The sequence below is a fragment of the Candidatus Blochmannia americanus (nom. nud.) genome, from assembly GCF_059934915.1.
On the sequence record NZ_CP011792.1, the window covers coordinates 776,844 to 789,959 of the forward strand.

Annotated in this window: 8 protein-coding genes and 1 tRNA gene; 1 reads left to right on the top strand and 8 read right to left on the bottom strand. The window is 29.0% G+C overall.

The genetic code is table 11. The features are described 5' to 3' along the window. Nucleotides 1-145: 145 nt before the first annotated feature. The 5 genes from rmuC to ftsY form a co-directional block, all read right to left on the bottom strand. The gene (gene rmuC / locus Bamer462_RS03270) at nucleotides 146-1,654 is read right to left on the bottom strand and encodes a DNA recombination protein RmuC (RefSeq protein WP_500837668.1); all 1,509 of its coding nucleotides are present in this window, start codon (nucleotides 1,652-1,654) and stop codon (nucleotides 146-148) included. Between the two features lie 265 nt (nucleotides 1,655-1,919). After that, nucleotides 1,920-2,720, bottom strand: coding sequence for a uridine phosphorylase (udp, locus tag Bamer462_RS03275; RefSeq protein WP_500837669.1), 801 nt, complete (start codon nucleotides 2,718-2,720; stop codon nucleotides 1,920-1,922). A gap of 242 nt (nucleotides 2,721-2,962) precedes the next feature. Continuing rightward, nucleotides 2,963-5,251, bottom strand: coding sequence for a 5-methyltetrahydropteroyltriglutamate--homocysteine S-methyltransferase (gene metE / locus Bamer462_RS03280; RefSeq protein WP_500837670.1), 2,289 nt, complete (start codon nucleotides 5,249-5,251; stop codon nucleotides 2,963-2,965). 280 nt (nucleotides 5,252-5,531) lie between these two features. Continuing rightward, complete coding sequence (rpoH, locus tag Bamer462_RS03285; RefSeq protein ID WP_500837671.1) at nucleotides 5,532-6,380, bottom strand: RNA polymerase sigma factor RpoH; 849 nt, start codon at nucleotides 6,378-6,380, stop codon at nucleotides 5,532-5,534. 585 nt (nucleotides 6,381-6,965) lie between these two features. Beyond that, nucleotides 6,966-7,901, bottom strand: coding sequence for a signal recognition particle-docking protein FtsY (gene ftsY / locus Bamer462_RS03290; protein ID WP_500837672.1), 936 nt, complete (start codon nucleotides 7,899-7,901; stop codon nucleotides 6,966-6,968). A 424-nt stretch (nucleotides 7,902-8,325) separates the two neighbouring features. Between ftsY and rsmD the strand changes: the two genes are divergently transcribed. Next, entirely contained in the window at nucleotides 8,326-8,931 is a 606-nt protein-coding gene (gene rsmD / locus Bamer462_RS03295; RefSeq protein WP_500837673.1) for a 16S rRNA (guanine(966)-N(2))-methyltransferase RsmD, read from the top strand. A 40-nt stretch (nucleotides 8,932-8,971) separates the two neighbouring features. Here rsmD and pgi read toward each other — a convergent pair whose 3' ends face one another. The 3 genes from pgi to Bamer462_RS03310 form a co-directional block, all read right to left on the bottom strand. After that, nucleotides 8,972-10,627: a glucose-6-phosphate isomerase gene (gene pgi / locus Bamer462_RS03300; RefSeq protein WP_500837674.1), complete on the bottom strand. Its 1,656-nt coding sequence runs from the start codon at nucleotides 10,625-10,627 to the stop codon at nucleotides 8,972-8,974. Nucleotides 10,628-11,148: 521 nt separating this feature from the next. Further along, nucleotides 11,149-12,033 carry a homoserine O-succinyltransferase gene (locus tag Bamer462_RS03305; protein WP_500838013.1) on the bottom strand — a complete coding sequence of 295 codons (885 nt, stop codon included), beginning with the start codon at nucleotides 12,031-12,033 and terminating at the stop codon, nucleotides 11,149-11,151. Between the two features lie 358 nt (nucleotides 12,034-12,391). Beyond that, nucleotides 12,392-12,465: transfer RNA gene (locus Bamer462_RS03310), tRNA-Ile, on the bottom strand. Nucleotides 12,466-13,116: the final 651 nt, after the last annotated feature.

Consider the following 13,116-nt stretch of genomic DNA (forward strand, 5'->3'; position numbering starts at 1 on the left):
TATATTTATTATCATAATATTTGTCGCTAGGTTACAAACCTAGCGACAAATATTATCTTATTTAAAATAGTATTATAGTTTTATCGACTCATATGCTTTAAAGCACTGCTTCAAGAATTCAATAAAAATCGATAACATATATATTTTATATGCTACTATCCTCAAAATTAGATGAATTAGAAGAATTATTTTTTTTATCGCACAAAAATACAGAATGAGATGGAATAACATTAGTAATAATTGGTTGTTTTATTTGCACGCCAAGTGCTCTAAAACTTTCTGCTTGACTTATAATATTACCTTTTCCTTCGCAAAATTTGTTTTTTGCCGCACTATAAATTACTTCTGCTTTATTCAAATAGAGACCAATTTTATTTAAGTCATCCATAAACAACCGCAATTTATCGTACAGTCGTCCTGCTTTATCAGCAATTTTTTTAGCATGGCAATTTTGATGTTCATAACGCCATAAATTATTAATAGTACGCAAAGCTACTAACAATGTTGTAGGGCTAATCAGCATTATATTACATTGCATGGCATCTGTTAATAATGATGTTTCCTTTTTAATAGCTAACATAAAAGCTGATTCAATAGGAACAAACATTAAAATATAATCTAATGTATTTAATCCAAATAATTTTTGATAATCCTTTTTACTTAATGATTTTATATGAGCGCGTAATGAATGCACATGATCAATAACAGCTAATCGTCGATCTTCTTCATTATCGCTATTAAAATAACGTTCATAAGCTACTAAAGATACTTTAGAATCAATTACTATATCTTTACCATGAGGTAAATGTATAATGACATCGGGTTGCAATCTAGTACCATCTATTTGCTTAATATTAAGTTGTACATGAAATTCATGGCCTTCACGCATACCAGAAGCCTCTAATGCGCGCATTAAAATTATCTCTCCCCAACTTCCTTGTATTTTATTATTTCCTTTTAATGCTTGTGTTAAATTAATAGTTTCTTGGGTAATTTTTGCATTCAGTTGATGTAAGTTACGAATTTCATATGTCAAAGTATGTCTTGATTGTTCTTCTTTTGAAAAGCCATTTTGCATTTGACTTTTAAATTTTTCTAACTGTTCTTTTAATGGATGTAACACTCTGTCAAGAGTTATTTGATTTTGTTTATCGATCTTATGTCCGTTTTGCTCAAACATGCGATTTGATAAATTTTCAAATTGCATGGTTAATCGATCTTCACTATTAATAAACAATTTCTGTTGCTCCTCTGTTGCTAATTTATATTCTTCTAAACGAATATTTAATCCCTGTAGTTTTATTTCTTGAACATGATTTAAATTTAATTGCGCATGTAATTCATTATTTAATTGATCACATTTCTGATGATAATAATCCAATAATTTTAAACGTTCCTCAGCAACACATAATTTACCGTGTAGTTCATATACTATTTGTGATTCATTCTGCAATTTTTGTTCAATTCTATGACGCAAAGCAGATTCATTTTTTAAATTTTGTGTAATTATACATAAATCTTGTTTATGAACAATGTAGTCATTTTGATATTTTTTAATATGACGCTGCCCTATAATTCTAAAGTATATTACAGATATACAAAAACCTACGAACATACTAATTACGTTGCATACGTAAAATGGAGTTATCGCCATATTTTCCCTACCATAAAATATATTTATCAACAATATTGAAATAATAATTATTATTACAATCTGTAATATACAACAATTAATAATCTAGAAATACAAATGAACAAAAACTGCGCTATGTTGCAAACAATATACCATTGAGGGACCATAATAATTTTCTATTCTACTTAAGGCTGTTTTATTTTTTAAAAAGTAATACGTCTATTAGAAATTTTCATAAACAATTGAGTATACTAAAATTAATCTAAACAAGTTTAAGGAATAATAATTAATGTTCTGCATCGCAACAATATAAAGTATTCTTGCGATGCAGAAGAATATGAGCTCCCTCTATTACAACTTTGATTGCTATATGTTCAGTGTGGTGTATTAAAGAAACACTTGGAATTTCTCTCTGTAAACGATTTACAATAATACCCGTGACTACTCCTGCTCGTAATCCCTGAGTTAAACACATAGTCAACAATGTTGCAGATTCCATTTCGTAACTCATTACTCCCATGTTTTTCCATTCTTCCATAGAACCACGCAATTTTTGAATAATTCGCCCAGAATGTGTATCTTTTCTTTCTTGACCAGGATAAAATGTATCTGAGGATACAGTTACGCCACAATGCGGTTTAATACCAATTTTTTTAGCTGCTTTAATTAAAGCCAAAGTACATGATAAATCCGATACTGCTGGGAATTCTAATGGAGCAAAATGTTGACTTGCGCCATCACAACGTACAGCAGCAGTAACAACCAATACATCACCTATTTGTATATATTTTTGGATTGCTCCTGCAGTACCTACACGTAAGAATGTACGTATCCCCAATTGAGATAACTCCTCTACTACAATAGAGGTAGAGGGCCCCCCTATGCCTGTAGAACAAATAATTATTTTACTTTCATTAATGCTTGCAGACCAAACAGTAAATTCGCGATAACTAGAAATGTATTCTGGCTGATCCATTAACAAAGCAATTTTCTTAACCCTATTAGGATCCCCTGGAAGTATAGCCAAAGTAGCACCTTGCAGGTCCCCAACTTTTAAACCTAAATGAAATACGTTTGTCATAGTCATAAAACTGTCAAATGATGCCAAAACTATTACAAATCTGTTTTACATCCAAAAAATTAATAAAATTTTTTTCCAAAATTCTTTATTATTATAAATAAAATAACATAATTTTTTTCAAAGTTCATTCCTGCACTAGATAATATACAATTAACCTGAGTAATCTATATATAATAAAATCAGTTACTTTAGCCTAATACTAATTACTACGCAATTATAAAAAAAACGATTATTCATTATAAATATAACTAATGAAACTGTTTACGAAATAATTTAGCCGCAGATACCATATTATTCAATGACCGTCTAATTTCAGACCACGACCTTGTTTTTAATCCACAATCGGGATTTATCCACAAACGTTGCTTTGGAATATATTTTAATAACTGATTGATTTTTTCAACAAGATCATTTTGAGTTGGTGCATTTGGAGAATGAATATCATATATTCCCGGACCAATCTCATTTAAATTCTTCATTACATCTTGTACCGATTGTAATATTTTTTCATCTGATCTAGCTGCTTCTATACTAATTACATCTGCATCCAATTCTAGAATAGCATCAATAATATCACTAAATTCAGAATAACACATATGAGTATGAATTTGAGTATCATCTTTCACTAAAGATATAGTTATTCTAAAAACACTCACTGCCCATTCTAAATACTGTTTGTGATCAGAACGTTTTAAAGGCAATCCTTCTCGTAAAGCTGGCTCATCAATTTGTATAATTCCAACGCCAGATTTTTCTAAATCTATTACTTCATCACGTATTGATAATGCTAATTGCAACGCAATGATTTCGCGTCGTATATCCTCACGCAAGAAAGACCAAGACATGATAGTCACAGGTCCGGTTAATATACCCTTTATCGGTTTGTTAGTTAATGATTGAGCATAATTTATCCATTCTGTAGTGATAGATTGTGAACGACTAACATCTCCAACAATTATTGGAGGCTTTACACATCGCGAACCATAACTTTGTACCCATCCGTTTTCAGTAAATACAAATCCATTTAAATTTTCCCCAAAATATTCTACCATATCATTTCGTTCTGGTTCTCCATGTACTAAAACATCTAAATCTAATTTTTCCTGTTCCATAACAATTTTCTTAATATAATTTTTAATACTAATGCAATAGCTTTCTTTATCAATTAAGTTATTTTTAAAACTCGATCGAAGTTTACGAATTTCTTCAGTTTGAGGAAATGAACCGATAGTAGTTGTTGGAAATAATGGTAAATTAAACTTTTTACGCTGCAATGTAATCCGTGTTGCATATGGAACCGATCGATAATGCGATATTTGATTAATATATTCGAGACGTTTTTTAACTCGTATATCATGAACTGTGCTAGAACAAGATCTTAAAGTATTAGCAATATAATATTTACTAAGGATATCTTCATGTGTCAGATCATTTTTATTTTTAGTATTTAACGCAACACATAACATTTTTATCTCATAACATTTTTGCAGCGCAAAGGCAAACCATTCTTTGATACGTTTGTCCAATTTAGTTTCTATATTTAAATCAATAGGACTGTGTAACAAGGAACAAGAAGAACCTATCCATAATTCACGCTCTCCTATTAAGGGAGATAATTTTTTAAACCAATCATGTAAATTAGTTTTCCATATATTACGGCCATTAATTACTCCTGCTGATAATACCCAATGCTTTGGTAATTCTGAATGAATCAAAGGTATATTATCAGGACTAGAAACTAAATCTACATGTAAACCATCTACTTTCAGTTGTCTAATGATATTTAATTGATGATATATACCGTCAAAATAAGTAGTCAATAATAACTTCACTTTACTACGAAGTTGATCATACACACTCAAATATGCTTCTAGCCATTGCAATGGTAATTCTAAAACTAGTATAGGCTCATCAATTTGCACCCAATCAATATTTTTTAATGATAAAATATTTAATATTTCTTGATATACTAATAATAAACTGGGCAATAGCGACAATCGGTCAAATTTTTTTCCTTTTACTTTGCCTAACCAAAGATAACTAATCGGACCAAGTAATATTGGTTTCACTTTATATTTCAAAGATAAAGCTTCATCTATTTCATCAAATAATTGAGTCCAATTTAAATGAAATTCTTGATTATAAATAAATTCAGGTACTATATAGTGATAATTTGTATTAAACCATTTTTTCATTTCTGAAGGTGATATCGATATTTCGTTTAAAGAATAACCTCGACTTATTCTAAATAATGTATTCAAATTAATATTTTCTTTATAAACGCGATGCCTGTCTGGAATATTACTAAGCATTAAACTAGTCGTTAAAACATGATCATACCATGCAAAATCACCGACTGGGATCCAATCTATACCAGCATCCTTCTGTTGCTTCCAATGACGCATACGTAACGTACGACCTATTTCTAATAATTTGTCTTCTTTTATCTTTTTATCCCAATAATGTTCTAGAGCATACTTTAGTTCTCTATGTAAACCGATACGAGGAAACCCTAATGTATGACCGACAATTGTCATAATTTACTCCGTGAGTTATGTTGGTGATATGAAGTATTTTAAAAAAAAATTAAAATAAAAAATATTTTTAAAAAAAATTACCGTGTTGCCAACAGTTAATCTAGACGTACCAAAACAACTAAAAATTAACGCTCACAAGCATACATACAACATCGTTAATCCATAATTAACGTGAATTATATCAAATTATAATACATACAGTCAAATAATTTAAATTAAAATACATACATTTTTAACAATGTATATTTCATTTATAAAAATAGAATTTTTCAAAATTTAATTAATTCTGTATTACTAGCCTCATTTTTTTCATAGCATTTTTTTCTAATTGGCGCACCCTTTCAGCGGAAACACCGTATTGATCAGCCAATTCCTGTAACGTACTTCTACTGTCTACATTCAACCATCGTGCGCGAATAATATGTTGACTACGTTTATCCAAAGTATTTATAGCCATATTTAATTGGTCAATAACCCGATCAACCCATTCATCTTCTTCATTAGGAGTAACAACTTTATCTTGTAGATATAACATAGGTGCTATTAGTAATCCTCGATTATCTTCATCTGAAGATTGTTCAAAAGTCATATCTTGTGCTGACATACGAGATTCCATCTCACGAACATCTTTGCTAGTCACATTTAATGCTTTTGCAACTATTTCTATTTCTCCTGCATTAAACCAACCTAAACGTTGTTTAGTTTTGCGTAAATTAAAAAATAGTTTACGTTGTGCTTTAGTAGTAGCTATTTTCACGATACGCCAATTTTTTAAAACATATTCATGAATCTCCGATTTAATCCAATGTACAGCAAATGATACTAAACGAACATCCAATTCTGGATTAAATCGGCGTACAGCCTTCATCAAACCAATATTACCTTCTTGTATTAAATCAGCTTGTGGTAATCCATAACCAGAATAATTACGAGAAACATGAATAACAAATCTTAAATGTGATAAAATAAGTTTTTTTGCAGCTCTTAAATCTCCATTATAATACAACCGATTAGCCAATGCTCGTTCTTCCTCTGCCGTTAACATTGCATAAGCATTAGCCGCTCTTATATAAGCCTCCAAGTTTCCTTGAGGAACTAAAGTTACACTTTTTTGTATATATTTAGGCATTTATTCTCCTAAAATAATCATGTATACACAGATAATTATTCGATTAATTATTAAAGCAATATGGAGTGACACAGGAACTATGTGTAAAATAATTTTTTTTATATTTACTATAAAAAAAACACATAATACTAAATATTGTAATATTTAACATAATCATCACTGATTACCGCTGATAATTCGATCATATCAAAATGCCACAAAATTACTTACTATAATCATCATTATTCTCAATAATACCAAATGGTTTGTATATAATTTAGAAAAAATTTGAATTCAAAAAAAATAAAGCTGATAATATGTAGATTATATCGAGAGTATACGTACATCTGCGCAGATATTTAGCGGACTTATCTGTTTAATTATTTTATTTACAATCTGAATTATTTAATTTTTTTATTTTTCATTTCATTAATATTATATTATTAGAACGCAAATTGCCTTGCGGAAACCCCTCTGGAGATATCATAGACGTTAAAAACATCATTTGCAATAATTATTAATTAAAAAATATTTTTCTTATTATTCAATTTAATAATTTATTTTTTCTAATAAATACTTATACACATGATAAGTAGCATATTACTGCTATTGAATTTGTCCCTTAAAAATAGCCTCAACGAAATTGTGTGATCTAAATGGTTGCAAATCATCGATATTTTGTCCGATACCAACATATCGTATTGGGATTAAAAAATGATCAGCAATAGATAAAAGCACTCCTCCTTTAGCGCTGCCATCCAATTTGGTCATAATTATTCCTGTAATTTTAATTGCCTCATTAAAAATACGTACTTGATTTATAGAATTTTGGCCAATGTTAGCATCAAGAACCAACATAGTTTCATGAGGTGCTTCAGCGTCAATTTTTTTTATCACCCTAATAATTTTTTTTAATTCCTCCATTGCATATATTTTATTTTGCAATCTACCTGCGGTGTCTATAATAAGTAAATCAATGGATTCTGACTTAGCTATTTTAACAGCATCAAAAACTATTGAAGCAGAATCAGAAGTAGAATGCTTTGTGATAACTGCGGCACAACCACTACGTTTACCTAAAATTTCTAACTGATCTATCGCTGCTACTCTGCAAGTATCTCCTGCTGCTAGCATTACAGTTTTGTTCTTTAAACGATAATAATGCGCTAATTTTCCAATAGTAGTAGTTTTTCCAACCCCATTGACTCCGGTCATCAAGATAATGAATGGTTTTTTTTCTTGTACAAGTAATGGCTTATCGATAGGCATGACTATTTTTAAAATTTCATTACGTAATACATCATAAAAAGATTTTTCGTTACAGTTAATATTAATATCAATATAATTTTTTAAATTATTAACGATTTTTTTGGTAGTTTGTACACTTATATCTGCAATTAATAATTGATTTTTAATTTTATCTAATACAACAGTATCAAGGCTTTTAGCACGTATTAACTCCATTATGTTATCACCCAACTTTTTTCGAGTATTTAATAAACTTTTTTTTAATCTATCAAACAAATTATATGCAGAACTCATATGTGTTACCTCAATAATTGTTGTCAATATATAAAATTTTTTATTTATTTCTTATATTCTCTATGAAATAATTAACTAATTAATTTCAACAAACGTGTTTATTTCTACATTCCTCTTATAGGAAACGTATTATTAGTATAATACGATACAAATACGATCCATCAAAAAATAGTATAACAACAAATAAATAAGTTGTGAACATACGGTATGTGGATGCATACCACCGTAATTATAACTATAGCTTCAGATAAAATTATAATCTTTCTAATACATATAGAACATTTATAGTAATGTATAAATAATCAGAATTGTATAAAATAAAAGAGTTAATATTATTGTTTATAGCAGCAGCAACTTTTTCACATTAAAAACCCATAAATCTTCCATAAGTTACTAGTTTATAACGCAGAAATATATTAAAAATATGAAAAATAAACTCCATGTAAACACATTTAGAAAGATTAGGATTATTGGAGGCACATGGAAAGGACGAAATATACCAATTACTCGACATGCTAAAATACGTCCAACTACTAATCGCATACGAGAAATGCTTTTCAGTTGGCTTGATCCCATTATTTATAATGCAGTATGTTTAGATTGCTTTGCTGGAAGCGGTGCGTTAGGTTTAGAAGCTTTATCTAGAGGAGCTAATACAGTAACTTTTTTAGATAATAATCATATCTGTACTACAGCGCTAATGACAACTTTGCGATCTTTATCGGCAAATAGCGGTAAGATAATATGTACTGATTGTCGTTCTTGGTTGAGACAATCAATTACGACTTATAATATAATTTTTATTGATCCTCCTTTTCAGGATAATATCATACCTGAACTTATTTATTTATTAGAACAATATAATCCGTTTGCAAAAGAATCTTGGATTTATATAGAAACTTCAAAATATAAAGATATTTTTGGTGTTAATATAATTCCTAATCATTGGTTTTTATATCGAAAAAAAACTACTCGAAGAGTCACATGTTATCTTTTTATAAGAAGATCACAGGATATACAAATAAAATAAAATATTAATTAAGACAAATTGTTTAAACGTGTAACCGACATTAAATACGCCAAGATTTATAGCAATCTATTAAACCATAAGTTGAACTATCATGATTTTTGGAAACAATATTTTTATGTTTTAATTCCTGTAAAATATTATCAGCTAGTTGCTTCCCTAATTCCACTCCCCACTGATCAAAAGTATAAATATTTAAGATAACACCTTGTGTGAATATTTTATGTTCATATAAAGCAACTAACGCTCCCAAAGTATAAGGAGTAATTTTTTTTACTAAAATAGAATTACTGGGATGATTTCCTTTACATAAAGCAAAAGGAATTACATATTGTTCATGTTCATGATCTTTTGTAGATTTTTTAAATTCTTGTGTTGATGTTAGATATGTGTTTCCGAAAGCTAACGCTTTAGTTTGAGCAAAAAAATTCGATATTAATTTATCATGATGATCAGATACAGGATTATGACTGATTGCTGGCGCTATGAAATCGCATGGAACCATTTTAGTACCTTGATGAAGTAATTGATAAAACGAATGTTGTCCATTAGTTCCAGGTTCTCCCCATATAATAGGACCAGTTTGATACGTAATAGGATATCCATTACGATCTACACATTTTCCATTAGATTCCATATTTACTTGTTGTAAATATGCTGTAAAACGATGCATATATTGATCATAAGGAAAAATTGCTTCAGTTTCTACGTGAAAGAAATTATTGTACCAAATACCAATAAGCGCTAAAATTACTGGTATATTTTTATCCAAAGATGTATGGCAAAAATGCATATCCATATCATGAGCCCCGGTTAACAATAATTCGAAATTATCAACCCCCAACGACAACATTATAGGTAAACCAATTGCTGACCATAATGAATAACGGCCACCTACCCAATCCCAAAACTTAAACATATTTTTTGATGGATCAATACCGAATTTGTATACCTCTGTAGCATTTGTAGATAATGCTATAAAATGCTTTAAGATATGTTGTTTATTAGAAGTAGCCTGGCGAAACCAACTAAGCGCGCTAAACGCGTTAGTCATAGTCTCTTGGGTGGTAAAAGTTTTTGATGCTATTACAAATAAAGTACTTTCTGGATTTAAATTTTTTAATGTTTCAACAATATGAGTGCCGTCTATATTGGAAATAAAATGCATATTTAAATGATTTCGATACGGTTTTAACGCTTCAGTTACCATATACGGACCAAGATTGGACCCTCCAATTCCTATATTCACAATATCTGTAATTCTTTTATTCGTGTAACCTGTCCAAATACCCTGAATAACATTGTTACAAAATTGTTTCATTTTTTCTAGTACTCTATTTATTTGAGGCATTACGTCCGATTCATCTACTAAAATTGACGTATTTTTTATATTTCTTAAAGCTATATGCAATACAGCACGATTTTCACTACGATTAATTTTTTTACCACAAAACATATCTGAAATAGCCCCGTTCAGATCACATTCAATAGCCAAAGATATCAATTTACTAATGGTTTCATTTGTAATTAAGTTTTTTGAATAATCCACTAAAATTTTATTATTAAATGTTTTAGAAAAATGCATAAACCTATGCTTATCTTGATTAAACAAATCAATCATTAACACATCTCGCATATCATGAAAATGTTGCTTTAAATTCTTCCAAGCTCGTGTGTGACTAGGATTAATGTTTTTCATAATTTATTTTTTATTATGTTGTATCATAAAAACAAGTCAATAAAACAAACCACTAAAATATACCATTGAGAAAACAATACGTAGTTTATACAATTAATACGTTCGCACTATCTATGACAATATAGATGATTATATCATATTTTATATATATATATATATTTCAACATAAAATCTATAAAAACGATGGATATATGATTAAACGCTTTTTATTTTTTTATCTCAGAATTATATATATTTCTCATATTTATCTAAATTAAAATTCTTATATAAATATATACACACTTTTGTATTAAAATGCATTATTGATCCACAATATAAACAAAAACATATATATATATCAATTTTATCAGCAATAATAACAAAAACTAAAATCATAACTTTAAAAAGATTAAATAAATTTAAAACCTTATTAATTTACCAAATCCAGATTTGGTAAATTAATTTTTCAAAAACATACGATAAATCATATCATTTGTTTATCTGATTCTGTTCAAATAAAAAAACCAAATATTTCCTTATATTCAATGCGTATAGTAATTGATCCAATTAGAAAATAACAAATAAGCATGACTTCTCCAGCTAATCTGAGGTATTAAATTAGGATTATCTTGTGGAAAATAATGATCTGGCAGCATAGGACTTAGTCCTAATTTTAAATCTCTATAGTACTCTTGAGATAAAGTCTGCGCATCATATTCTGGATGCCCAGTTACAAATATTAAACGTTTATCTTGACTAATAAGTAAATATACACCTGCCTCATCGGATTCTGACAAAATTTCTAAATCTGTATTCTGATAAATTAAATCTTTAGGAAAATCTGAATAACGTGAATGAGGCGCCGCAAATACCTCATCAAATCCCTTGGTTAATAACGCATGAGGATTAACAATATTATGTTGATAAATCCCCACCAATTTATTTTTTCGGATAAATTTAGGAAAATTATATAATACCTTTAAAGCTGCTTGTACCGCCCAACAAACAAATAGTATCGAGGTAATATGTTCTTTCGCCCACAAAAATAATTGATTAATTTGAGGCCAAAAAGTTATATCTACAAAATCAATTAATCCCAAAGGTGCTCCAGTTACAATCAAACCATCAAAATTTTGGCTCTGAATATCTGAAAAGCTACAATAAAAATTATTTAAATGATCAACAGATGTATTTTTAGGAACATGATCATCTATACGCAATAATTGAATATCAATTTGCAAAGGAGAATTTGATAACAAACGTAAGAATTGATTTTCTGTTTCAATTTTTTTTGGCATTAAATTAAGGATTAATATTTTTAAAGAACTCTGTTCTTTAAAAATATCTCGTGATTTTTGCATGACAAAAATATTTTCATTCTGCAAAAACTTTACAGCAGGCAATTCGTCTAATACCCGAACTGGCATAATGTTGTAACCTTGATATATATATGTGTGTGTATCAAATTTATTCAATTGCAAATTATTTATTTTACCTATGTAAGTATCATTCATTTCCCTTTATCCATCATAAAGATAAAATAATCGTTAAAAAATAAAAAATCCTTACACACATACTAATAAAATTCAAAAATGAAAACCATAATGAAAAAGTCACTGATATCTATATTAGTGACTATAAATGCATACATCATCAAAAATACGATTCATAATTAGTCCATCCTATCGTATAAACATATAACACAAATAAACACAAAAACCTCATTGAATCTGTTCATATAACAAATTTCTATTACTATATTTTTATTAATACAATAACCTAATATAGGCCTGAGTGGAATTGAACCACCGTCCTCACCCTTATCAGGGGTGCGCTCTAACCATCTGAGCTACAAGCCTGTAGCACTCTAGAAATCATGTCGATCTCTCTTCTGTCCTCATAATTTTAAACATAATATTCTACAACATAGGTACTAGGTACTAAATCAGAACTATTAAAGCCAATTATTTAATTGAAATAGCATATTTGCACCCATATCTATTCAGCATCTATAGAACACAAACTACTTATTTAGGGTAGCATAATTCAAAATACTAATTCAAGTCCTTCCATAAATTCAATTACTAAAAATTAAAAAACAACAATAACCTTAATTTTTTTTTATTTCTTTTATTTCCTTTCACTACAGCAACTACAAAAAAATTTTATCCACACCACCTGTAATGTCGTTGCAAGAATATTATTGTCACAATGTTTTCAGTAACAAAAATAGATTAATTATTAATTCTTGAATTTTTCAATTTTTTTAGATATAGTTGCTAACATGTCCGGTCGTCGGTAAACAAAGCATCACATTACATATAGCTATATGTAATGTGATGCTTTGTCTAGTTTCTTTTGTTGTGGTTTGTGTAGTTGTTTTGTTGGTCTGTTCGAGGCTTTGTGCTGGTGCAGAGTGGGGAAGTTGATTATTTGAAAACAGGTTGTGTCGTTGAGTGGTGATCGATTGTATAGATAAAAGTGAAGTAAGTTGGAGGAGTAGTGCGCGT